Raw genomic sequence first — 23,542 nt, 5'->3', positions numbered from 1 at the left:
CTTCACCGGACACCCGCGCTGACCGCATCCGGAAGTCGGCATGTACTTAGTCGGTCATAGGCTACCGTTACCCACTGAGTCTGTGACTTTTCGTCTAACTTGCGCAGTTTGCTCCACTGCCCAAAAAATCCGTCTCGTCCGGGATCGAGACCGATTCCAGCATGCTCGTATCCGGCAAGCCTGCCCGTTCGTCCGGTGCAAGTACTTCCTGAGCCGCAGTTTGAACTGACCAAGCCTTCAGTACTTCGGCCCATCCGTAAACATCAGCGGAGGTTTCTTGAGGACACTCAATGTAGGTAAGAGCATCCGCGTAAGTGCTGGCTGCCGATTCAACTGCACGGGTGCGCGATTGGCCTGGTGCGGCCATGACATTTGCAACGCCCTCGTCTGAGAGGACCGGCACTTGTGCTGTGCTAGTTGAATAGACCTTGGTTATTTTTCGCATCCCATGGTGTTCTAAGGCCTCGAAAGTATCGGCATACACCGGACGAGTATCTCCACGTGCCAGCTGTGTTGGGAACAGGCAGACTTCTGGAACGGTTGCGGAGCATTCAGCTTCTGATAGTGGGCGAGCTTTCACCGGGGTCGCCGCCACCTGACGCGCAATGAACAAGCCCAGCGAAGCCGCCAGGACGAGCACCAGCAGACCTGCGGTGACACGCAACCAGGCGGCCTTTCCACGGGGCAGGATCTTCCTACCGCTGACGCCCATGGCCAGGAGCACAAATCCGAAGAAGCCTAGGACCGAGAACACCATCAAAGAATAGACAGCAGCGACATCCAAGGTTTCGACCGGGGAGCAGCAACCTTCCAAAGCGAGCCCCGCCAAATATCTCACTGGTACAAAGTCAAAGCTCCAGGCGAATCCAAGCCAAATATAGGAGACCACCAACGCCAGAGGAACTGCAAAGCGCGCTCGTAGCCATGTGCCGAGGAACATCCCTATTCCCGCATGGAAGAACAAAGCACTGAACAGACCGACGGCGATGAGAACTGGGAATCTGTTGGGTGAAGAACCAGCTTTGCCCAGCAATAGGAGAATTCCGACAAGTTGGATGAGAGCGCCGGCTACAAGACTGGGCCAGAGCCGCGCACAGGCCACTATTATTTTGCCCCGTACCGCGACCTCAGCGACTCCCCTGCTGGACCTATCACGCCCTACTTCGACAGCAGCCGAGACGCTGACCAATGACGCAGCAAATATGAGCAGTAGTCCAGAGGCCGCCACGGCTGCTTGAGCATCGGCCAAGACCCGCTCCTTTGACACATACTGTTGCACATACAAAGCCGCCAAGATCATACCGGGGGCTAACAGCCACCACGCTGGTCGACGAGATATAGGAAGCATCCTCAGATCTCGCCTTCAACTAATGCCGCATAGGCCAGCCGTACTCGATCACGAGGATCCGTAACACTCGCTGGAGCTACAGCCATGAACTCGCTGACCGATCCGTTGAACCTAACGCGTCCACCAACAAGCACAACTACATGATCAAAAGATCCGTCGATGTCCTCGGTCTGATGCGTGGAAACCACGGTTATGTTCTCATCATTCAAGGAGGCCAAGATCTGACGGAACCGATCCCGCTGGCTAGGGTCGAGTCCTGCGGTAGGCTCGTCCAAAAGAACCACGCCTGCCTGGTGAACTAGTGCGCCAGCTAGACCTAGCCGTCGTTGCTGTCCGCCTGATAGTTCAGTGACTTTCTTCTCTGAAAGAGTCTCTAGCCCGACCGCTAAAAGCGCTTGCGGTGCCGCTTCTTTTACAGCCTTCCTGGACATCCCTTTCAGCCAGCCTGAGTATCTGACGTGTTCCAAAACAGTGAGTCCTGCGACGGGCGAAAAGTCTTGCGGCAACCATGCCACAAGACGACGAAATTTTCCCAAGTGGCGAGTACCGATTCGTTCCCCGCCAGCCTCGATAATCTCGATAGTTCCGGCGGAGGGCGTCACCACACTTGCCATAAGGGACATCAATGTAGATTTCCCGGCGCCATTGGGGCCCAAGAGTGCTGTTTTTCCAGAGTGGAACTCAAGATTCAGATCTTGAAAAATTTTCGCCTTGGACGAGTACGCGTAGCTAGTCACACAGATCTTAATGCTCTTCATCAGGCAGGGCAGTCCTTACTCCGGCTAGGGCGCTTGCCCGTAGCTTGTGGCTCAACAAAAGTAGACTCCTGCAAAATGGGCGACTGACGATCGCCATGCCTCTTAAGTGGTATTTAGTTTATTATCACTAGATGGGTCAAAAGATAGATTGACCTCACATAATGAAACAATCGTAAGTATTTTTTCGGATGTAGAACTTAATGTCAATCTCAGAACGTCGACGACAGGGGAATGCGACTGTTCACACTGTCACCAGCGTCCCTTCGCTTGACCGCACAGTGCCCCAGCAAGTCACTACCCAGCAGGAAACGTGCCGCGTGGGGTGTTGTTGCGCATGGCAAGAACAGTCACGAACTAGGCCACAGGTGCGTGCCAGTGTGATGCTTTGTTTATGAACGATCAGCCCGACTCCGCAATAACTCCGCCTTCCGCCCGGCGTCCCCGAGTACACCGGGCTTGGCTGGTAGCCATCGTCACCACTTTGGCCTTGGTTGCGGCAGCGGCTTTCGGTCCACCACCGGCGCATTTTTGAACCTCTTGAAGCAGAGTTCGGCTGGCAGCGTTCTCAACTATCCACAGCAGTAACCATCAACCTGGTGGTTTACGGCTTGGCCGCACCTTTGCTGCCACCTTGCTGGAACGCTATTCGATGCGCAAGGTGGCGATGGCAGCTTTGGCCTTGGTGGCCACCGGTGCCGGACTGTCCGTTTTTATCAGCCACTACTGGCAGTTGTGGTTGCTTTGGGGCGTGCTTGTCGGATTGGGAACCGGCGCCATGGCCTTGGTCTTCGGTTCAGTAGTCGCCAACCGCTGGTTCAGCAAGCGACGAGGTCTGGTGATGGGGCTGTTCTCTGGCGCCAACGCTGCTGGCCAGCTGATCTTTTTACCTTCCATCGTTGCCATCATTGAAAACGGCTCCTGGCGGATTGTGGCCCTCGTGGTCACCGCCTTTGCCCTACTGATCATTCCGTTTTTACGTTGACCTTTTGCCAACTCCCCCGCCGAGGTCGGGGTACTGCCCTACGGCGCGACCGCACCTGCAGTTCCCGCTGCGAAGCCCGAAGGATCCATGGCCGCGGCGACCTTACGGGTGCTCTTCAGCTCTGCTCGATACCCGGCATTCTGGGTGCTGGCGATGACCTTCTGGATCTGTGGCTGGTCGACTAACGGCCTGGTTCAGACGCACTTCATTCCTGCTGCGCACGATCACGGAATGCCTGCCACCACGGCATCAGGATTGTTGGCACTCATCGGTGTCTTCGACATTCTCGGAACAGTATTTTCGGGCTGGCTCACCGACCGCATACGCCCATGGCTGCTGTTAGCTGTGTACTACCTGCTGCGCGGAATGTCGCTACTGTTCTTGCACACCCTGATGGGCCCCACAGTTCAGCCGATAATGTGGATCTTCATCGTCTTCTATGGCCTGGACTGGGTAGCCACGGTTCCGCCTACGGTGGCCTTGTGCCGGCAGTACTTTGGACCGGTTAAAGCAACTGTCGTTTTTGGTTGGGTGTTCGCTTTCCATATGGTCGGCGCAGGTGCCGGCTCCCTGACTGCAGGCCTATCCCGAGAGACCACCGGAAGTTATCTGGCCGCGTGGATTACCGCTGCAGTGTTGTGTTTTGCAGCTGCTGCCAGCTTGCTGTTGATGCCCCGCATGCGTCAGGCGGTCGAGTCGCCAGTGATTGAACCCGTCCCGTCATAGACGTGCCCTGGCTGTAAATGCTCATCTACCCGGTGCATCGGGAGCGATAGAAACACCCGCACTCGCGCAGGGCTGCATTCCTCGGTGTTTTAGAAAGGTGCAGCCGTACGCACGAGCTGCACTCCGAGGTCAACGGCTCCCCTCATCACGACTTCATTTCCCAGAGTAGAAGCAGTCAGTTGGACACAAGTCAGCGCCGGTTCCTGAGCTAGCTCGCGCTGGGCAATGGAAACTACTGGCCCCACGATTTCTGCCATCGCACCGGAAAGCACCACACGCTCCAACCCGACAAAGCCGGAAATAACAGCGCTGATCCGAGCCAATCGGGCACCGAGGGATTCCAGGATTTCCTGTGCCAGCTGGTCTTCGTTCGCGGCTGCCTGAAATACGTCTTCTGCACGCAAGGACTCTGCGTCCAAAGACGCCAAGCTACTACTGACGCCGGCGGCCAACGCTGATTTTGCTTGCTCCCTAGCCAAATATCCCAAACCGTGAGCATCACCGACCCCGGCAACTTGCGAAAGGAACCGCATTTCACCGGCCAACCCCTTAGCTCCACGGAGCAGGTGGTTGTCGACCACAACCCCAGCACCGATGCGCTCACCAATCATCAATGAGGCAAAAGAACCTTCAGTGCCATGTGCCAGTTCGGCAATCGCCGCTAGGTTCGCGTCGTTCTCAACCCTCAAGAGGTGCGTATATTTGCCGAGCGCGGATTTCCAATCAGGGTTCATATTTGCCCAAAAACCATTGTCGTCATCCGGCGACGTGCCGAAAGCATCAACTGGCGCGGGGACCCCGATCACCATCGCGGCAAGCTTGTCTACGTTGAATTCAGCTAACACGCCTGCGAGTAGCTTCTCGGTAACGTCAGCTCGATGCTGTCCCGAAGACAGTGGATCCACTTTTGCCTCAGCGCGAGTTTGCAGATTTCCTCGCACATCACTGAGAGTGAGGCTGATGCGGTGTTGGCCTGCATCGATTCCAGCAATCAGGCGATGAGTTCGGTTCAATTCATAACGTAGCGCCGGTCGGCCTTTGGAATAAGCTCCAACAGCCCGAGTGTCTTGGGCCTCGATAAGCCAACCAGATTCAACCAGGTCTTTTGCTTGGTTGAGCACTGTCGCACGAGTTAAACCGGTGAGCGAGATGAGCTCACTGGCGGTCACTGCTTCACAGTCCCAAGCAGCATCCAGAACGCGTTGGGTGTTGCGACGACGCATCGCAGTAACGCCTTCTAGGGACTCGGCGCTCGGTGCATCAATATTTCTCGGTGAACTCACATTCAAAGTATAGACGTGACTTTATTTAGATGCTAAATTTACTGAGAAAATAAAGTGACCCACTTCACTTCCCACTGGAGAAACCTATGAATCTTGGATCAAGTGCCTTGTCACGGCCGTTGCGACGACGGTCGTTCATTGCATCGGTAATGGCAACCGGAGCCATGGCCCTGGCCGGTTGCAGCCCCAGCGACCCCCGAGCCACAATTCGGTTCAACCAGTCCAAGCCGGAAGTGATCCCCTACTTTCGTGATCTGTTGGGGCAGTTCAATGCTTCCCAGAAAACTACTACCGCAACCCACGAGGTAACTGCAGGACTCTCTGCAGCATTCGCTCGCAACGATCCACCGGATTTGGGTTGCCTCAACTACAACTTTGAGATGGCAAGATTCCAAGAACGTGGAGCCCTCTCAGATCTCTCTGATTTGCCCCAGCAAAAGACGAATGCGCCATTCATCAAAGAGCTCCTGGCGCTCTATCCCGACTATCCCGGACGGACATCGGTCTTGCCCTACTCAATGATGGGCGCCGCCGTTCTATACAACAAAGACATTTTTGAGAAACATGATCTCGCCATCCCAACTCGCTATTCAGAACTATTAGAACTCTGCGGTGAGCTGACCGACCTAGGCGTTACGCCCATCTACTCCACGTTCAAAGACGCTTGGACCGCTTCTCAGGGATTAGCCGACTATTCCTTGGGCGGGGCTGTCGACATTAACCAGCACTTTGCTGCACTACGAGAAATCGGTTCGGATTTCACCCCTAATGCTGCCGTCACCTTTTCGAAGTCATTCACCGAGCCGCTACTGAAGATGCAAGAACTGGCCAAGTTCTCCAACAAAGACGCAGCCAATCGTGGCTACGGAGATGGCAACCTTGCATTTGCCAATGGCAAAGCAGCCATGTACCTGCAGGGGCCTTGGGCTCTGCCTGAAATCGCCAAAACCAATCCTGATGCCAATATCGGCGCCTTCCCTCTACCGATGACAGAAGACCCCAACGACCTAAAAATCAGGGTCAATCTCGACCTAGCGCTGTGGATCCCGGAACAGTCCGACCACAAAGCCGAAGCACGTGAACTCCTCGCGTTCCTCTGCCAACCCAAAATCCAAGATGCCTATAACGAATCAGCTCTCGGTTTTGGCGTACGTACCGATTCACCGCCGACCAAAGACCCTCGCCTGAAGCAGATGCAGCCGTACATCGATTCCGGGCGTCTCTATCAAGGAGTATCAACGGCGATTCCGCGAACTATCCCCTTCGAAAACTACATGCAGGGCCTGGTGACCGGCGGCAGCGTAGAGCAGACCCTAGCAACCCTCGACGCGGACTGGGCCCGACTAGCCCAACGCAGTTAGCCAGCTCAGGAGAACACCATGGCACTAACTACCCCCACTAAACCCAGCAACGACGCTAAGGTTGCGACTCCCACCCGACCGGTGAAACGGCGTCAATTCGAAGCCACCTACTTAGGCTTCCTCGTTCCAGCGTTGATTTGCTTCACCATCACCATCACCCTGCCAGCGGCAATGGGCATTTACTTCAGCTTCACCGACTCGGTGGGATTTGGCGACTACAACCTCGTCGGACTGGCAAATTACGCCGCCTTGTTCACTGATCCAGCCATTATCGGTTCCTACAGCTTCACAATCGGGTTCGCTCTCGTCACTGTCATACTCACCAATGCGTTGGCCTTCTTCCTGGCAGTTGGGCTCACCGCACAAATTCGTGCCCGAGTCGCTCTGCGGACAATCTTTGTCATGCCCATGGTCATTTCCGGCATCGTCATTGCCTACGTTTTCAACTTCTTGTTTTCGAATACTTTGCCCGCCGTAGGTGAATACCTTGGCATTGGCTTCCTTAAGGAGTCGTTGCTGTCTAACCCGGACCTCGCCTGGCTATCCATCGTCATCGTTACTGCCTGGCAGGCCGTGCCATCGGCGATGCTCATCTACATAGCAGGTCTAATGGCTATCCCCTATGACTTGTACGAAGCCTCGTCTTTGGATGGTGCCAGTTCTTTCGGGCAGCTCAAGAATGTCACCCTTCCACTGATGACCGGATACATCGGTATCAACATCATTATCGGATTCAAGAATTTCTTGGGAGCCTACGACATTATTGTCGGCCTGACCAACGGTGGTCCCGGAGTGCAAACTAGGTCGATTGCCATGACAATTTTCACCGGTTTTGAACGTGGAGACTACGCCTACCAGATGGCCAATGCGACCGTCTTCTTCATCATTTCGCTGATTATCGCGCTGTTCCAACTGCGCCTGACCAACAAGGGACAAGCAAAATGAGCCTCACCTTGCAGCAACGACTCAACAAACGCTCGCGCACACGTATCGGACGAGAACGCATCAATTGGTGGGCCACCAGCATCTTGGGCATCTGTGCACTGGCCGTCGTGGTTCCACTGTTCGTCACCATCTCAATGGCGTTCAAATCCGCCAAGCAAGCCGTTGACGGGAAAGCCTTCTCGCTGCCAAAGCCTTTCTCAGTTGAAGGGTTCACCGCAGCGTGGGACTTAGTAAACTTCCCGCGGGCCTTCACTATCTCGCTGGTGATTACCCTCGTAGCAGTGCTTGGTGCAGTACTTGTGGCGTCCATGGCCTCGTATGCAATCCACCGGAACTGGAATAAGCGCTTCTATCGCTTCAGCTTCTACTACCTATTGGGAGCAATGTTTCTGCCGTTCCCGGTCTTGGCCCTATCGCAGGTCAAGCTCACCGGCATCTTCGGTCTAGATAACCCGGCAGGTGTTGCGATTCTGCATGTCATGTTCGGACTGTCCTTCAACGTCTTGCTATTTACCTCTTTCTTGCGTGGCCTTCCGGGCGAGCTGGAAGAAAGCGCACGCATCGATGGAGCCAGCAACTGGACCACTTACTGGCGGATCATCTTCCCTCTTTTGGCGCCAATGAGCGCCACGGTGGCTATCTTCGCGTTTCTCAGTTCGTGGAACGACTTCATGATGCCTTCGCTGATCATCTCCCAACAGGCAGATCAAACTCTTCCCGTGGTTCAACAACTTTTCCAAACACAGTTCTCGAATAACTACCACGTGTCCTTTGCCTCGTACCTGATGGCCATGGCCCCCAGCGTGGTGGCCTATCTCTTCACCCAACGTTGGGTGATGTCGGGATTGACCCAAGGCGCCGTCAAATCCTAAACCGCACTAACCGCTACACCCAGCCATTCCTAGGCTGCAAACACCATTGAAAGGAAGCATCATGACACTGCAAGACACCACCCCCAACACCAGCATTTCCAAGGACGCTACTTGGTGGCGCCAAGCTGCCGTGTATCAGATCTATCCGCGCAGTTTCGCGGATTCCAACGCCGACGGTCTAGGTGACCTGAAAGGAATCACTTCGCGGGTCAACTATCTCAAGACCCTGGGCATCGATGCCGTATGGCTTTCGCCGTTCTACCCATCGGCTCTCGCCGATGGCGGGTACGACGTGGACGACTACCGCAACGTGGACCCACGACTAGGCACCTTGGAAGACTTTGACCAGATGACGCAACAGCTTCATCAGGCAGGCATTAAGGTCATCGTTGATATCGTGCCCAACCATTCATCGAATCTCCACGAATGGTTCCAAGCAGCTATTGCTTCGCCCAAGGGCTCAGCTGAGCGAGATCGTTATATCTTCCGTGATGGAGCAGGACCCGATGGCGACTTGCCTCCAGCCGATTGGGAATCCATCTTCGGTGGACCAGCCTGGGAGCCAGTTGGAGATGGCCAGTGGTATCTACACCTCTTTGCCAAGGAACAACCCGACTTCAACTGGGCCAACAACGAGGTTCGAGAGGACTTCCTCAAGACCCTGCGTTTCTGGTCCGATCGTGGCGTGGACGGTTTCCGCGTTGACGTGGCCCACGCACTGACCAAAGACGTAGCGTTGGCGGATCTGCCCAGTAAAGCGGAGCTTGATGCCCACCCATGGGACGGCACCCACCCCATCTGGGATCGTGATGAGGTCCACGAAATCTATGCTCAATGGCGCCAGGTATTCAACGAGTACGACCCTCCCCGGATTGCCGTGGCAGAGGCCTGGACCAACTCCGATCGTCGTCCTGCCTACGCACGTTCAACCGGGCTTGGCCAAGCTTTCAATTTCGATCTGTTGCAGGCAGACTTTGACGCAGCGGCCTTCAAGAAGATCATTTCTTTCAATCTCGACCAAGCGAATATCGCTGGCTCTTCGACCACGTGGGTGTACTCCAATCATGACGTCGTGCGCCATGCCACCCGCTATGGACTACCTCTTGCCGGTGATCCAGACTCGGCGAAGAAGTGGTTGCTACACGGGGCCGATCCTTCGGTAATGGATGCGGAGCTAGGACTTCGCCGCGCGCGTGCTGCAACACTGCTGGAGTTGGCTCTTCCCGGTTGCGCGTACTTGTATCAGGGTGAAGAACTGGGTTTGCCAGAGGTCACCGAGATCTCTGACGAACAGCGTCAGGACCCTGCCTTCTTTAAAAACAAGGGCGTAGAGGTAGGACGAGACGGTTGCCGCGTGCCAATCCCTTGGGAAGCCGAGGGCCCATCCTTCGGGTTTGGCGAAGTTCAGCCCCATCTGCCGCAGCCGGAGTCCTTCGGCTCACTAAGCGTCGCGGCACAGAATGGCAATCAGGGATCGACTCTGGAGCTCTACCGCGAGGCGCTGCGCCTACGTAGGGAACTACAAAGCGATGAGTCCCTCCAGTGGCTAGATGCAAGCGAAGGTGTGCTCAGTTTTGTCCGACCAAATGGCTGGATCAGCGTCACGAACTTCAGCGCTCAGCCGCAGACGCTTCCCGAAGGCACCCTTCTGCTTTCCAGTGCACCATTAGATGAAGCTGGCCGGTTGCCGGCAGCAACAACAGCTTGGTTACGTGCCAAATAGTACCCGTTAAAGCAGTTCGGCACCGCAGAAATGTCTCTGCGGTGCCGAACTGTTTGTATGAGAACCCTTAGGCTACAACAACGTCCTTAGCAGGAATGTGCAGCTTCTTGTTGCCGTAGTGAACAGCGAAGAACCAGGCAGCACCGGTCACGATGTGAATAACGGTCAAGGTCACGGCGGTTGCTACATCCGCAGCGGTCATGATCGCGGAAATGCTCGATACAACTGCAATGACCAAGCCGACCCACTGGGCAACCTTGATGATGCCCTTCTTAGCACGACCGATCAAGAACACGATGAATCCAAAGGCCAGCAGTGGGATCCAGGTTGCCTGCAGGATGTTATCAAAACCGATAACCTTCTCAGGGTTAGAGCCAACCTTCATCGAAGCGCCCGAAGCGATACCGATGAAGAAGATGATGACATTGAGGTAGCCTGCGCCCAGTGCGGCGATGACGACCTGAATGAAGTTAAAAGGGCTATTTGGTTGTCCCTGAGCAGTCATGGTGTTCCTCAAAATCGTTGAAAGTCCTCAACAAGTCTAATTTCGCACCCCCGTGCCTTGGCTCTCATTGGTGCGTGAGATCCACGACAGTTAGGGAAGCTATCTTTCTGAGCGAGCACCCGATGCGCCCAAGCCCTGCTCTCAGTGACAACTCCCAGTACATCTTGGTCAAACCGGCGTAAACTGAAATTGGAGTTTACTTCCACTTTTTCCTCGTTAGAGGTTTCCTCCTTCCGGCATCAAGCTCTTGTGCTGTCCTTCAATTTCTGGGACGGCGTTCAGATTAACGCAGCAGTGTTGAACCGGATATCACTCTTTAGCCACCGTGACGTGGCATCCACATCAATTCACAAAGCCTGCGATACTCGCAGCAATAAGGGCTACGCAGTAACGGAGAATCCGTCATGGATAAGCCAATCAGCTGCCCACGGTGTTATCGAAACACGTTGGTAGAAACCGAAACCCGTCGATACATCGATGAGCAACGTCAATTAAAAAGCTGGGACAACGAAGGTGGCCACGACGCTGGCCAGCGTCATGATTCCCAGATGACAATGCGTGAAGTGGCTTGGACCTGCACCTCGTGCGGATGGAAAAAGGTCGCCTACAGCACTCAAGAACCAGTTCTTGGGCCAGAACGACGCATCGAAAAGTTCTCACAGAGCACGCAACGGCTCCAGACAACAGCAGCGCAAACCACCCACAGCTCGGGCAACCATTCCTAAATGAAGCCCGGCCGTGACGCACAAAATACTGCAGGCCCGGCATCGGCAAAGAATGCTGGGCCTGCAAGATTTTTGACGGTTACTTCGAGGCGCCGATGGCCCACACACGTGGCAATTCAGTGCCGTTGACCGCAAGGTCACCGATCAGACGCGCCTTGAACACCCACGGGTTGTGGTTACCTGCGGTGCGCGCATTGCGCCAGTGCCGATCCAGGTTCTTCGAAACGCTGGTGGCCGAAGCGGCCAACGCATCAAAGGCATGGGTGATGGCGTTGAGCACCAGCGGGGTGAGCACCACCTGAGCCTGGGCGCTGGCGACTTCGGCAGCATCATTGGCTGCTTCATCTTCTTCCACCGAAATCTGCCCCGACTGCAAAGCCAACGCAGTTTCATAGGCAGACTCAAGAGCCTGCGAAACACGTTCCACCGTTCCCGCCGCGGCAAATGCCACTGCCGAAACCTCGCCGATGACCTGCAACAATTGCGGATCCTCGGCTGCCACATTGGCTGCCGCATGGCTGAAGGTGCGCTTGCGCGCCTTTAACTCTGCTGCAAAATCGCGTTCCGCTGCCTTGGCCGAACCAGCCAGCACCGCCAATAACACCTGCTGATAAAAAGCAGTCTGGTACTTAAGCGGGTATCAAAGTCGATCAGATCTTCTTCGGCCACAATCGCATCGGTAAACGTCGAGGTTCCGGTGCCGGTGGTGCGCTGACCAAAACCATCCCAGTCATCGGCCAGCTCAACCCCTGGCTGGTGCCGGTTGACCGCGGCGATCACCCGCTTGCCGGTATCCGTGCGCTCCGCGTAGGTATCCAGCCAGTCAGCGAAGATTGAGCCGGTGGAGTAGTACTTGGTGCCGTTAATCCGGAACCCACCTTCACCGTCCGGGGTGACCTTGGTGATCACGTCCCCGACCTTCACCGTACCGACCTCGGTCCAGGAATTACCCACCAGCTCACCATCAACAAAACGAGCCAGCCACTTATCCCGGCCCGCACCAGGAGCAGAGATCAGCCGATCCTCCACAAACGCGAAGTGCGCCCGCAACGCTTGGGCGATGTTGGAATCAGCGGCAGCCAAATCCACAAAGAGTTCGAAGAGCTCGGGTAGGGTGGCACCTGCTCCGCCATGCGATTCTGGAATACGAACCGCACCAAAACCGGCGGCGGCAAGGTCGGCCACCTGCTGATAGGGCAGCTCACCGGTTCGGTCGCGTTCGGCGGCGCCGGCCGCAATCTGCTCAAAAATCGGGGCGAAACGGGCTTTGAGTGTCGCGCGAGAATTGCCTGTAGCAAGTGCAGTCATCGTTGGATCCTATCCGTGATTGTGGTTTAGGTGTAAAGCGAAAGTGGCTGGGATTCTCCGCGCAGGAAGTAGGCACCAACCTCGATCTTTTTGTAGTCCACCGGGTCATGCAACGAGTGGGTGCGCACATTGCGCCAGAACAAATCCAAGCCCACCGAGCTCGCGGCCGACGAGGATCCGGTGACCTCAAAGATGCGGTTGGCAACCTCAATAGCGGTTTCGGTGGACACCACCTTGGCCTCTGCAATCTCTACGGCGAGCGCCGCGCGTTCGGTCTGGGTCACCTCGCCTGCCTTGGAAAGTAGGGCATCAAATTTGCGCCCTAATTTTTCGGTCAACGCCGCCACCGCTGCGGTGCGCGCCTTAAGCTCTCCGATGGTGCGCTGGAAAATCGGATCTTGAGAGTAGGTTTCTGCCTGGGAGAACAGCCAAGCGTTTTTGCGTCCCAAGATGATCCGCTTGCCACGAGCCAGTGCGCCCTCGGCAATGCCTAAGTAGAAGTTCACAAAGGCTAGCTGGATTCCCGGAGTCAGTAGCGTGGACACCGGCTCTGCGGTGACCGGACCGAGGATATCTGAGGCCTGCACCTGTACATTGTGGAACTTCAGCGAGTTTGAGGCGCTCAGTCGTTGACCTAGGTAATCCCAGTCATCAACAATTTCCAGACCTTCGCGGTCGCGCGGAATCACAAAGGCCAGCACCTCACCGGCGCGTTCACCTTCGGTGATTTCAGCATTCACAACGATGACTTCACCAACACCGGAACCAGTGGAGAAACGCTTGCCACCGTTCAGGGTGAAGCCATCACCTTGGGGAACCAGCGTCAAGGTGGGATCAATCGGGTTGACCGAGTCGCCCCAGAGCCAGCCGCCCTCAACCGTGCGCTGCCACCACTGGCCTTGAGTTTCTGGGGCCGCGTAGAACGCAATGCCCGACTGGTTGATGTAGTGGTAGGCCAGCAACTGCCCGACCGAACCATCGGCGGCAGCAATAATGCGTACCGCTTCGAAGCCTGTTTCCCAGTGTCCTCCTGCTCCGCCAAACTCGGCAGGAACCAGCAGATCCAATAGACCGGCTTCACGCAGCAACTTCACCTCAGCGAATGGTTGCTCGTTTTTGCGGTCACGTTCCAGTGCATCAACAGCCAGCTGGTCCGCCACGTTCTGGGCGACTTCGCGCCAGCGATCAAGCTCGGCGTCATCGGCGGTTCCGATGTAAGGGACGCGTGGTAGTTGCGTACTTAGTACAGTCATCTTCGTTCTCCCTACTTGCTGCGGCGTCACGGAACCAGGTCTGTCAGCCGCTCTGGATGGTTTGTCCCTCCAGTGAAACATCGACGAACCGACGACGATAGAGCCCGCGTCACCTGCCGGAATATCGTCATGAAACGTCATGGCCCGGGCCCCCATCAGACCCAAAAACCGTCGCCGTATTTCGGCCTATGACCTCGTGTGAATCGGCGAGTATTTGAATATCCGTGGTGAAAGTTTGGTGATGTCTTGGGTTTTGAGAAATATGACAACCGTATAGACTGAATACAAGCACACCGAGAGGCAGAGAAATTCCATGGATTCATTCAGCACGCTGAGTTTGATGTTCGGTCTAGCTATCCTCGCGCTCACTGCGAGCATCTTGGCACCACGATCCGCCGATGGGCGACTCAAGCGAAATACCATGGTGGGCATCAGAACCCGCCATACCCTCTCCAGCGATGAAGCGTGGTTAGCTGCTCACCATCACGCTGCACCGATGCTTCGCGTAACGGCCTGGACCGGATGGATCCTCTTGGTCATTGCGGCTGTTTTTAGCCTGCTGAAGATTTTCCCCGCCGCTTTTGTCGTCGCTACTGCCGGCTTTATTGCATGCCTGGCACTTCTGCTCGTCGCGGGCTTCCGGGCCAACAACGTCGCCAAGCAGTACCCAACCGCCTAGAAGTTAAAACCGCACCGCGCCTTCAACACCAAAGGGCAATGAAGGCGCGGTGCGTACGAAGCACTCGACAGGACCTTAGAGCAGCACGTCTTAAAGCAGCACAGCCCCAAGGATCCATACCGTCACAAAGGCGGCGGTACCCTGAATCGCCGTAGCAATACTGAGGGTCTTGTACGCGGTAATCACCGGAATCCGGCTGAGCTGCGAAACCACCCAGAAGTACGAGTCGTTGGCATGCGAAACTACCATCGCACCAGCGCCTACGGCCAGAACGCTAAGCACCATGCCCAGCTGGGAATCCAGACCCAAAGATCCGAGCATCGGCGCGACCAGCGCGGAAGTGGTCACCATGGAAACCGTGGACGATCCCTGCGCCGACTTCAGCGCCGCCGCAATCAGGAACGGCACCGCCAAGCCCAGACCAAGACCACTGAGAGAATCCGAAAGAATCGTGGTCAGTTTTGACGCGGCCAGCACAGCACCCAATGCTGCACCAGCACCGGTAATCAACAAGATGGGCGCAGCGGTGCGCACCGACTCATGCATCTGCTCATTGAAGTCTGCGAGCTTATTGTCCCCACGCAACAACAAGGTGGCCGAAAGCAGACCGAAGATCAACGCGATCACCGGGGTTCCAATAAATGACAGAAGCTCAACAAGCGTTCCCGCACCCAAGGGTTGCGAAGGTAATTTGGCGATCGACGCCGCACAGATCAGGATCAACGGCACCAGGATCGGCAAGAAGGCCAAAGCCGGGCGCGGCAGCTTGCCGAAGCTAGCGCGCAACTGTTCGTAGTCCAGATCAGCCAGGTCGTTTTCGTCTTCGGAAGGCAGTGGAGCCCAGGTGGACTTGTTAAACCGGCTGGCATAGGCCAGCCCGGCTAGAGCAGAAATTGCTGCCACTGGCAGACCTACCGCGATGATCAATCCGAGGTTATCGGCGATGCCAATACTTGCGGCCGCAGCCAGTGGTCCCGGAGTTGGCGGAACCATGGTGTGCGTCGCGTAAAGACCGGTCATCAGCGCCACCGACGTAGCCAGCGCGGAGACGCCGGTGCGCAGGGTGATGGCCTTGCGCAGCGAGTTGAGCACCACGTAGCCCGAGTCGCAGAAGACCGGAATCGAGACGATATAGCCGATGATCGTCAGCGTCAGATTAGGGAATTTTGTTCCCAACACCTTGATTAGTGCATCCGCCATGGAGATGGCTGCGCCGGATCGTTCCAGGATGATGCCGATCATCGTGCCAAAAAGAATCACCAGGCCGATGTTGCCCATGGTGCTACCAAAAGCGGTGGTGACCGTACTGGCTACTTCAGCCAAGGGGATCTTGTAGGCAAAGGCGGCAAGAATTGCGGCGCCAATCAGTGCAAGGAAGGGGCTGACTTTCCATCGTGCGGTCACCAGCACAATGGCGACCACAAGAATCAACAGAACAATAAGTTCGTACACGGTAGGTTGGCTCCTTTGCCAATTTTGATAGTTCGTTGCTCACCAACGCGGCTCAAGCTTTGGTTACGCGATCACACGCAGTCGAAAACATTCGGTGCGACCGTGCTTAAAGAGCAACCATTGTGCCAATACTAGGAACCAGACAAAAAATAACCTATGGGCATTTGCCCAGAATTCATAGGGATCAAGGGGTGAAATGTGTGCGCGAGATCCAAAGATCAGCTTCTCGCTGGGCGCCAACTCGTGCATCTAGTCATTTATCGAGTTGTCCCGCAAACTTGGTTCTAATAAACGCTTTTAGTTTCAGGAGACGTCATGGCGATCAGCGCAAGTGAAGCCCGTAAGACCCTATTCTCCTTAATCGAGCGGGTTAATGCTGATCAAGAAGCTATCGAGATCGTCTCCCGTAAGGGCAACGCGGTGCTCATGCCCGCTGACGAATACGCGGTATGGCAAGAATCCGCGTATCTTTTTCACTCCCCGGCAAACGCTCGCCGACTACTCGATTCCTATGAGCGAGTTCGCAACGGAGTACGGACCGAGCATGAACTGGACCGTTCTGACCTTGAGGACTAACGCGCCTCATACGAGTCAGGCCCGCTACCACTACTAAGGCGCTTGCCTGCAAGAACTCCGGCTAGAAGATTCGCAGTTCATCCAGCGCGATCCGCGCATACACAGCATGCTGCAAACGCAGCGACTCGGCGGCCTGCCGAATCTCAACACCCGTCACCTGGCCGATCCGTTCCAACCTTTGCACCAGCGTATTGCGGTGAATATGCAAGGATTCTGCTGCCTCTGACATAGAAGATGCTGCGACGACCACCAGCAGGGTTTTGGCCTGCTCTTGGTTCAGCACCTGCGCTTTGAGGGCCAGATACTTCAGGCTCCGTGCGGGCGCGCGCGCCACAGCTACGGCGATATCCTGATTCCAGATTGCCTGATGTCCGTGTTGCGGCAGTAGCGCCGGACGAGCCACCAAAGTACGCAACACTTCGGCCTGCGCCAATAGTTCCCCTGCGTCCGAAGCCTCCGGCCCGACAAGATAGCGATCATTAGCTTTCGGGGCGTCGACTGCCTCACCACCGGCTTTCCGAAGTCGCCAGTGAGCGCCAAATAGCCCCACCCATGCGGTGCGTATCCCGTCGAGCGCAGGCTGCTCCAACTCAGGATCCTGTTCGCTGCGCGGTATCCACAGTTCAAGTTGCCATGGTGCGCGCAGCCCGTGTGTTTCTAGGGTTCGCTCGATTACTTCAGCGGCCACGTGTCCGGCGAGTAGAGCCGAAATAATGTCCCTGGCTTCGGCAGCCTTCCGAGCACTGTGCGAATGCTCGCGTTCCTGAGCGAAGAGCAACTGCACGGTTAAGGCAATCAGATCAGCCAGCGGTTCAACCTCATGTGGTGCGCCGGTCACGCCAACTACTCCGCACAACTGATCGTTCAATCGCAGCGGAAGGTTCACTCCCGGTTGGGTTCCAGCGGATTCATCAGCCTGAGTGACCCGAATGATTTCATTGCGACGGATCACCTGAACGCTGCCCTCGTGCAGCGTCCCAACCCGGGACGCATCACTGGAAGCGATGATAATCCCGTGCGCATTCATGATGTTCACATGGCGATTGATAGTTGGGGCAATGGTGTCGACAACCTTTTGCGCTAATGCACTGGCCAGTCGAGGTTGCTCCTTTTCGCTCATGGAATCATCCTAACCGTCCGCGCTCACTCAAGGCCCGTGGGACCAATCAGGAGTCAACCCAAAAACATCGGCACGCTTACTGCTATGAATTACTTCACCTTGCTCGTTCACAGTGCTAGTCTCGCCATAGTCAAGTATCGCGACGAAAGGTTCACCATGAGTTCGGCGATCAGTTACTTAACCGGAGGATTTCTGGTGGCACTACTGGTGACACTGAATATGACTTGGACTCAATACCTGCACGGCATTAGTGGCCCGATCGCCGTGACGCTGAGCTTGGTTGGCTTCCTGAGCTGCCTTTATGTTGCCACTCGGGCGACACCCCAGGCGCACCAGAGCTAATCAGATATAGCCCTGTCATGGCTTCCACCCAGCACATTGCCGTCACCGGTTCGACCGGTGCGCTCGGCTCACTCGTTGCGCAAAATCTTGCCGACCTAGGCGTTGCACAACGACTCTTGGTCCGCGACCTTTCCCGCGCACCGCAACTTCCGGAAGCAACAGCCAGCACTTTCGACTATGCCAACCGTGATTTAAGCAAAGATGCACTAGCCGGCATCGAAGTGCTCTTCATGGTCTCCGCTCCGGAGAGTGATCACCGGATGGATCTGCACAGCACTTTTATTGATGCGGCCGTAGCCGCCGGGGTGAAGCACATCGTTTATACCTCGTTTACCGCTGCGGCACCCGACGCGGAATTCACCTTGGCCCGCGAACACTACGCCACCGAAGAGTATCTGCGGGCTTCGGGACTGCGCTTCACCTTCTTGCGCGATAGCTTCTACCTAGATTTTTTGCCCGCGTTGGTAGGCGAAGATGGGGTGATCCGTGGGCCGGCCGGGACCGGACACTTCGCCCCGGTAGCCCGAGCAGATGTTGCACGCACCGCGGCAAAAATTCTCGCTTCGGCCTCCGAACATGCCAGCGCCACCTATGAGATGACCGGCCCGCAGTCCTTGAGCATGAGCGATGTCGCCCGGATTCTGAGCGAAGTGCGTGGCCAAAACATCACCTTCTACGACGAATCCATCAAAGAGGCTTACGCTTCGCGTGCCGAGTATGGAGCACCATCTTGGCAGCTGGACGCCTGGGTTAGCACCTATACGGCGATCTCCAGCACCACCATGGCCAAGGTCAGCGACCATATCGAAATCATCACCGGCACAGCACCCATGTCTTTCGAGGACTATCTGCGCAAGTAGGTCCGTGCGAGACTAAACGCCGTACGCTGAACCAACCCGAGTGTATCGGCCGAAAGTTCTGCCAGACTCGCTGGCCCCGGCGCGATGGAGTATGCGGCCAGGATGCCGGAGCTTTCCAGTTCATCATCGCTGAGCTGAACGGACCCGGCCACCACGATCACATCGGCATGTTCGCCGGCTGCTTGAAGCACGCCGGAAACTACCTTGCCGTTCAGGGACTGGCTATCCAGCCTGCCTTCACCGGTGAGCAGCAGGTCGGCCGAGCCTAAAATTTCATGGGCATTCAGTACCTGTGCGACGAGCTCCCAGCCAGGAGTTAGCTCCACCGTGAAGTAGGAAGCCAAGCAGACCGCCAGCCCGCCGGCCGCACCCATGCCTGGATCCTGACGCAAATTTCGCCCGGTGTCCGCTTCAAGGACATCGGCCAAACGCTCGAGGCCTTGATCCAGCACCTGCACGTCGTTTTTGTCAGCTCCCTTTTGCGGGCCAAAAATCGCAGCCGCGCCCTGTGCACCAAGCAATGGATTGGTCACGTCGCAAGCAATCTGCCAGCGCACTTGGGTGGCTCGTGGATCAAGCCCGGAGGTATCAATCTTCGCCAGCTTGCCCAGCGCACCGCCACCAGCGGGTAATTGCTGCCCCTGTTCATCCAGGAATTTGGCACCCAGCGCACTGAGCAGCCCAGTTCCACCGTCGGTAGTGGCCGAACCGCCGAGGCACAAGATGATTTGTAGTACTCCAAGTTCAAGTGCGTGAGACACCAGCACACCTAGCCCATAGGTGCTTGTTTCAAGCGGCTTTCGTTCCACGTCGCTCACCTGTGGCAAGCCGGCGGCTTCGGCAGCTTCCACCACAGCGATCTTCTGATCTTTGGAAAGCCCAAGTCGCGAGGTGACCGGCCGACCAAGTGCGTCGGTGGTCTCTAGTGTGAGTGCTTCGGTGCCCCAGGTATCGATTAGTGCTTCTAGGGTTCCTTCGCCACCATCAGCAAAAGGAACAGCGGTGATATCAACCTTGCGCTTCAGGCTCTGCGCTCCCTTGGAAAATCCCTGCGCCAATGCAGCGGCCACATCGCCGGCCCGTGCACTGCCTTTAAAGGAATCGGGAACAATTGCTACCCGCAGGACGTCGTCGGCCACGGGTGCTGAATTCTGCTGAGGGTTCATGCTTCCCAGCTTAGGTAGCTTGCATGCGGGAGACTATGGGCTGGTGACCGTATTTCTAGCCCATCAAACGCATCGGTTATGTGCACGGTGCCCAATCATCGCCAATGCGAAGCTGAGCCAAAGGATCGGCACAGAAAGCGTCGTTATTGTAGAAATTACCTCATTGAAGGTGCGAGTGATGATCGTAAAAGTTCCCGTTGGATATTGCCCAACGGGAACTTTCTTTAAGCTCTTTCCCCCGATACATGGGCACTGCGCAGTGCATGCTTATTGCATCCACAGAGTGCACCCCTAGAGTTACAAGTACCTCATTGAAGGTGCGAGTGATGACGAAGAACTGGCCCTGTCGGTCTTGCGACAGGGCCACTTCTTGCCCTCTGACGGCAACTAAGCGGCAGCCGACAACACCCGAAGACAATGTGCAGTCCATGCTTATTCGACGCACAGAGAGCACCCCTAGAGTAGTAAGTACCTCATTGAAGGTGCGAGTGATGATCGAGAAGCCCCAGCCCTCCGGAGTATTCCGGTGGCTGGGGCTTCAAATATAAGTAGTAGCCTCGCCCGGTGCGGTAACTTAGATAGGTCCCCACACGATTTATGCCGTGGGACGCCTAAGTGAATGGAGTCCCGGTGAGCACCGCGATCGCACAACTGACCCCGCTGCAACGCCAGTCGGTATGGCGCACCCTAAAATCCCCTCGGTTACTCAAAACCGAACTGCTCGCCGGTCTGGTGGTGTCCTTAGCCCTGATCCCCGAGGTCATCGCATTCACCGTGATCGCCGGGGTCGATCCGCGCGTGGGCATCTTTGCTTCCTTCACCATGTCCATAGTCATCGCCTTCACCGGCGGACGTCCGGCGATGATTTCTGCCGCCGCCGGAGCGGTGGCACTGGTGGTAGCCCCGCTGGTGCGCACCTATGGGGTGGAATATCTCTTTGCCACGGTGGTCTTGGCCGGAGTCATCCAGGTGATACTCGCCTTGTTGGGCGTGGCCAAACTGCTACGTTTTATCCCCCGGCAGGTGATGATCGGCTTCGTCAACGGCCTGGCCATCTCGATTTTCTGGGCGCAAATGCCCGAACTGCGCAATGTGCCGTGGCAGGTCTACCCGCTGGTGGTCTTGGGCGTGGCCATCGTCTGTTTCTTCCCTAAAATCACCAAGGCGGTGCCAGCTCCACTGATAGCTATTGTGGTGCTCACCGCGATCACCATCTTCGCGAAAATTGTTGTGCCTACCGTGGGAGATAAGGAGAGCTACCCGATTCGCTGCCACTCTTACATCTTCCTGGGGTGCCGCTGAACGCCGAAACCTTGAAGATCATCGCCCCCTACGCGATTGCCGTGGCCTTTGTGGGCCTGCTCGAATCCTTACTCACCGCCAAGCTGGTAGATGACATCACCGACACCCCGTCAAGCAAAACCCGCGAGTCTTGGGCGCAGGGCACGGCGAACATCATCACCGGATTCTTCGGCGGGATCTGCGGTTGCGCGATGATCGGTCAAACCATGGTCGGGGTGAAGACCTCCGGCGGACGCACCCGCATCTCCACGGCTTTTGCCGGCATCTTTATGTTGCTACTGGCGGTATTGCTCGGAGACGTGGTGGCACAAATTCCGATGGCCGCGCTGGTTGCGGTGATGATCGTGGTTTCGGCGACCACCTTTGACTGGCACAGCATCAAACCCAGCACGCTGAAGCTGATGCCCAAGAGCGAAACCTTTGTCATGACCATCACCGTGGTGCTCACCGTGGCCACCCACAATCTGGCTATCGGCGTTGGTGTGGGCATCTTGTCCGCGATGGTGCTCTTTGCCAACCGGGTGGCCCACATGGTCGCGGTGACCAGGACCGTAACCGACGATCAGGTGTTGTACGAGGTCAACGGTGAACTGTTCTTCGCTTCCTCCAACGACCTGTACACCCAGTTCCATTACGCCGAAGATCCTGCGCAGATCGTCATTGACCTCAGCTCGTCGCACCTCTGGGATGCTTCGACCATCGCGGCGATGGACTCGATCCGCACCAAGTACCAGAACTATGGCAAAACCGTGGAAATTCGTGGGCTTAATGAGGCCAGCCAAAAGATGCAGGACCGCCTCGGCGGGAAACTAGGCTAGTTCCAGCCGGTAGTACACGCTGTTCTCATCGAGCTAGTAGTCGCCAAACGGCGGGCACTGGGTGAAGCCAGCGGCCCCGTACATGGCCCGGGCGGCTGTGAAGTACTCATGCGTCCCGGTTTCCAGACATAAGAGCGAGAAACCTCGTTGCCCGGGGGTAATGATCAGCTCATCAAGCAACCGTCGTCCGATGCCGCGTCCGCGGAATTCAGGAGAAACGCGCATGCTTTTGAGCTCCGCCACGTTCTCTCCCCGGTCCTTCAAACGCACCCATAGCAATGGCCGTTTCACCGACGCAGACCTGAAACATCGAGACGGCTTCATCGGCCAGCGCATTGCTGGCCATGGCATGTCGGCTCTCGTGCGGCGCGGTGGGAGCCATATCGGCCAAATGTTGTCGCACCATGCGCTGCACCGGCTCGGAGAGCGGATCGGCCTCGATCATCCTGATATCCATGGCTCAAGCCTGCCACGGTTTTATTTCGTGCCGATGTCCCCCGGATTTCGGCCTTCGCGCGAGGCCCGATCGCGCTTCGAGGCATACATGTCGCGGTCCGCACGCAGGATCATCGTGCTCAGGTTGTCGTCCTTGCGCGCCTGCGCAACACCGAAGCTCCACGCTTGCGACGACGCGCACTGCACGCGATCCATCAGGAGCTGGGCTTGGGTGCGCGTGGTGCCGGGAAACAAGATCACGAATTCGTCGCCTCCCAACCGGGCCACCACATCGTTGCTGCGCGTGCTCGTTTCCAGATGCGCCACCAGATCTTTCAGGGCCAGGTCACCCGCCTCATGGCCGCCTTCGTCATTGATTGCCTTGAACTTGTCCATATCCAGCAGGGCTGCCGCCATTGGCCGGCGGTAGCGCTGTGACGACGCAAGCATGAGTTCTCCGCGTAACTGCAGTCCGCGGCGATTGACCGCGCCGGTGAGTTCGTCGATCTCTGACTGGTAGCGGAAGCGGGCTTTCACGTAGCTGCCAATCACGGAGGCGCCGATGGTCAGCAGCACCAGGCTGAGCACATTGAGCCATCCGCTATGCAGCGCCATGCCTGACTGCGGCCCGTAGAGGTAGGCCAGGTACAGGGCGCACGCCAGCGCCGGGTAGATGGTCCATCGCACCAGCCTGGGGTCGAAGATCCAGGCCAGGTACAAGGTGATCAGCGGGAATTCCTGGAGCCGGAAGGCGATCTGCTCGAAATCCGAAGAGAGTCCGACGAAGTAGGCGAAGGCGACAAGCTCGGTCAGTGCCCCGAGGTAACCGATCCACAGCGGGAATCGGTCCAGCTTGATGTAGATCAGCAGGAGCACCAGGATCGCGCCGGCAAAGCGGACATAGCCCAGGAACTCCCTGACCACCGACTCGAAGTCGTAGGTCAAATTGATCAGGTAGAAGAGTATGAAGAAGCAGGCGATGAACCCGGTCACCGCTACTTCC

General features: G+C 56.6%; 24 protein-coding genes and 1 pseudogene. 12 read left to right on the top strand and 13 right to left on the bottom strand.

What is annotated here, in order from left to right; genetic code table 11:
* Window positions 1–94 precede the first annotated feature (94 nt).
* A complete protein-coding gene (locus N6V40_RS03755; protein ID WP_262199066.1) occupies window positions 95–1,249 on the bottom strand; it encodes a hypothetical protein in 1,155 nt (384 codons plus the stop codon).
* Window positions 1,250–1,350: 101 nt separating this feature from the next.
* Window positions 1,351–2,106: an ATP-binding cassette domain-containing protein gene (locus N6V40_RS03750; protein ID WP_262199065.1), complete on the bottom strand. Its 756-nt coding sequence runs from the start codon at window positions 2,104–2,106 to the stop codon at window positions 1,351–1,353.
* Between the two features lie 553 nt (window positions 2,107–2,659).
* Here N6V40_RS03750 and N6V40_RS03745 point away from each other — a divergent pair.
* On the top strand, window positions 2,660–3,088 hold the full coding sequence (locus N6V40_RS03745; protein WP_315973801.1) for an MFS transporter: 429 nt from the start codon (window positions 2,660–2,662) through the stop codon (window positions 3,086–3,088).
* Window positions 3,089–3,175: 87 nt separating this feature from the next.
* Complete coding sequence (locus N6V40_RS03740; protein ID WP_262199064.1) at window positions 3,176–3,814, top strand: MFS transporter; 639 nt, start codon at window positions 3,176–3,178, stop codon at window positions 3,812–3,814.
* An 89-nt stretch (window positions 3,815–3,903) separates the two neighbouring features.
* Here N6V40_RS03740 and N6V40_RS03735 read toward each other — a convergent pair whose 3' ends face one another.
* The gene (locus N6V40_RS03735; RefSeq protein WP_262199063.1) at window positions 3,904–5,097 is read right to left on the bottom strand and encodes an ROK family transcriptional regulator; all 1,194 of its coding nucleotides are present in this window, start codon (window positions 5,095–5,097) and stop codon (window positions 3,904–3,906) included.
* A gap of 149 nt (window positions 5,098–5,246) precedes the next feature.
* Between N6V40_RS03735 and N6V40_RS03730 the strand changes: the two genes are divergently transcribed.
* The 4 genes from N6V40_RS03730 to N6V40_RS03715 all read left to right on the top strand — a co-directional run bounded on the left by N6V40_RS03730 (window position 5,247) and on the right by N6V40_RS03715 (window position 9,998).
* Complete coding sequence (locus N6V40_RS03730) at window positions 5,247–6,458, top strand: ABC transporter substrate-binding protein (RefSeq protein ID WP_262199062.1); 1,212 nt, start codon at window positions 5,247–5,249, stop codon at window positions 6,456–6,458.
* Between the two features lie 18 nt (window positions 6,459–6,476).
* Entirely contained in the window at window positions 6,477–7,403 is a 927-nt protein-coding gene (locus N6V40_RS03725) for a carbohydrate ABC transporter permease (RefSeq protein WP_262199061.1), read from the top strand.
* Entirely contained in the window at window positions 7,400–8,275 is an 876-nt protein-coding gene (locus tag N6V40_RS03720) for a carbohydrate ABC transporter permease (RefSeq protein ID WP_262199060.1), read from the top strand. Before N6V40_RS03725 ends, N6V40_RS03720 begins: the two co-directional genes overlap by 4 nt.
* Window positions 8,276–8,336: 61 nt before the next feature.
* Window positions 8,337–9,998 carry a glycoside hydrolase family 13 protein gene (locus N6V40_RS03715; RefSeq protein WP_262199059.1) on the top strand — a complete coding sequence of 554 codons (1,662 nt, stop codon included), beginning with the start codon at window positions 8,337–8,339 and terminating at the stop codon, window positions 9,996–9,998.
* Window positions 9,999–10,065: 67 nt separating this feature from the next.
* Here N6V40_RS03715 and N6V40_RS03710 read toward each other — a convergent pair whose 3' ends face one another.
* Entirely contained in the window at window positions 10,066–10,503 is a 438-nt protein-coding gene (locus N6V40_RS03710) for a DUF6069 family protein (RefSeq protein WP_131089482.1), read from the bottom strand.
* Window positions 10,504–10,907: 404 nt separating this feature from the next.
* On the opposite strand from N6V40_RS03710, the gene N6V40_RS03705 reads away from it, so the two are divergent.
* Window positions 10,908–11,228 (top strand): hypothetical protein, encoded by a 321-nt coding sequence (locus N6V40_RS03705; protein ID WP_131089484.1) that lies wholly within the window; start codon window positions 10,908–10,910, stop codon window positions 11,226–11,228.
* A gap of 79 nt (window positions 11,229–11,307) precedes the next feature.
* On the opposite strand, the gene N6V40_RS17265 is transcribed toward N6V40_RS03705, so the two are convergent.
* The 3 genes from N6V40_RS17265 to N6V40_RS03695 are packed head-to-tail and all read right to left on the bottom strand — an operon-like array spanning window position 11,308 to window position 13,789.
* The gene (locus N6V40_RS17265; RefSeq protein ID WP_315973763.1) at window positions 11,308–11,820 is read right to left on the bottom strand and encodes an acyl-CoA dehydrogenase family protein; all 513 of its coding nucleotides are present in this window, start codon (window positions 11,818–11,820) and stop codon (window positions 11,308–11,310) included.
* Entirely contained in the window at window positions 11,769–12,536 is a 768-nt protein-coding gene (locus tag N6V40_RS17260; protein ID WP_315973762.1) for an acyl-CoA dehydrogenase family protein, read from the bottom strand. Before N6V40_RS17260 ends, N6V40_RS17265 begins: the two co-directional genes overlap by 52 nt.
* 26 nt (window positions 12,537–12,562) lie before the next feature.
* Window positions 12,563–13,789: an acyl-CoA dehydrogenase family protein gene (locus N6V40_RS03695; protein ID WP_262199058.1), complete on the bottom strand. Its 1,227-nt coding sequence runs from the start codon at window positions 13,787–13,789 to the stop codon at window positions 12,563–12,565.
* Between the two features lie 313 nt (window positions 13,790–14,102).
* Here N6V40_RS03695 and N6V40_RS03690 point away from each other — a divergent pair, with 313 nt between their 5' ends.
* The gene (locus N6V40_RS03690) at window positions 14,103–14,468 is read left to right on the top strand and encodes an SdpI family protein (RefSeq protein WP_131089489.1); all 366 of its coding nucleotides are present in this window, start codon (window positions 14,103–14,105) and stop codon (window positions 14,466–14,468) included.
* Window positions 14,469–14,558: 90 nt separating this feature from the next.
* On the opposite strand, the gene N6V40_RS03685 is transcribed toward N6V40_RS03690, so the two are convergent.
* Window positions 14,559–15,920: a GntP family permease gene (locus tag N6V40_RS03685; RefSeq protein WP_262199057.1), complete on the bottom strand. Its 1,362-nt coding sequence runs from the start codon at window positions 15,918–15,920 to the stop codon at window positions 14,559–14,561.
* A 315-nt stretch (window positions 15,921–16,235) separates the two neighbouring features.
* Between N6V40_RS03685 and N6V40_RS03680 the strand changes: the two genes are divergently transcribed.
* Window positions 16,236–16,496: a type II toxin-antitoxin system Phd/YefM family antitoxin gene (locus N6V40_RS03680; protein ID WP_131089493.1), complete on the top strand. Its 261-nt coding sequence runs from the start codon at window positions 16,236–16,238 to the stop codon at window positions 16,494–16,496.
* Window positions 16,497–16,557: 61 nt separating this feature from the next.
* Here N6V40_RS03680 and N6V40_RS03675 read toward each other — a convergent pair whose 3' ends face one another.
* Window positions 16,558–17,616: a sugar diacid recognition domain-containing protein gene (locus N6V40_RS03675; RefSeq protein WP_131089494.1), complete on the bottom strand. Its 1,059-nt coding sequence runs from the start codon at window positions 17,614–17,616 to the stop codon at window positions 16,558–16,560.
* A gap of 195 nt (window positions 17,617–17,811) precedes the next feature.
* Here N6V40_RS03675 and N6V40_RS03670 point away from each other — a divergent pair, with 195 nt between their 5' ends.
* Window positions 17,812–17,958: a hypothetical protein gene (locus N6V40_RS03670; protein WP_262199056.1), complete on the top strand. Its 147-nt coding sequence runs from the start codon at window positions 17,812–17,814 to the stop codon at window positions 17,956–17,958.
* A 17-nt stretch (window positions 17,959–17,975) separates the two neighbouring features.
* Complete coding sequence (locus N6V40_RS03665) at window positions 17,976–18,818, top strand: SDR family oxidoreductase (RefSeq protein ID WP_262199055.1); 843 nt, start codon at window positions 17,976–17,978, stop codon at window positions 18,816–18,818.
* Here N6V40_RS03665 and N6V40_RS03660 read toward each other — a convergent pair.
* On the bottom strand, window positions 18,803–19,984 hold the full coding sequence (locus N6V40_RS03660) for a glycerate kinase (protein WP_262199054.1): 1,182 nt from the start codon (window positions 19,982–19,984) through the stop codon (window positions 18,803–18,805). The genes N6V40_RS03665 and N6V40_RS03660 overlap by 16 nt on opposite strands.
* Window positions 19,985–20,614: 630 nt before the next feature.
* Between N6V40_RS03660 and N6V40_RS03655 the strand changes: the two are divergent.
* Window positions 20,615–22,104 (top strand): annotated as a pseudogene (locus N6V40_RS03655) (SulP family inorganic anion transporter).
* A 33-nt stretch (window positions 22,105–22,137) separates the two neighbouring features.
* Here N6V40_RS03655 and N6V40_RS03650 read toward each other — a convergent pair.
* The 3 genes from N6V40_RS03650 to N6V40_RS03640 are packed head-to-tail and all read right to left on the bottom strand — an operon-like array spanning window position 22,138 to window position 23,532.
* Complete coding sequence (locus tag N6V40_RS03650) at window positions 22,138–22,329, bottom strand: GNAT family N-acetyltransferase (protein ID WP_262199053.1); 192 nt, start codon at window positions 22,327–22,329, stop codon at window positions 22,138–22,140.
* Window positions 22,313–22,561 carry a hypothetical protein gene (locus N6V40_RS03645; protein ID WP_262199052.1) on the bottom strand — a complete coding sequence of 83 codons (249 nt, stop codon included), beginning with the start codon at window positions 22,559–22,561 and terminating at the stop codon, window positions 22,313–22,315. Before N6V40_RS03645 ends, N6V40_RS03650 begins: the two co-directional genes overlap by 17 nt.
* A gap of 20 nt (window positions 22,562–22,581) precedes the next feature.
* A complete protein-coding gene (locus tag N6V40_RS03640; RefSeq protein WP_262199051.1) occupies window positions 22,582–23,532 on the bottom strand; it encodes a GGDEF domain-containing protein in 951 nt (316 codons plus the stop codon).
* Window positions 23,533–23,542: the final 10 nt, after the last annotated feature.

The organism is Glutamicibacter sp. M10 (genome assembly GCF_025452055.1).
Lineage (GTDB): Bacteria > Actinomycetota > Actinomycetes > Actinomycetales > Micrococcaceae > Glutamicibacter.
The sequence above is the reverse complement of the archived record's forward strand: the minus strand, read 5'-3'. Positions and strand labels throughout refer to the sequence as shown.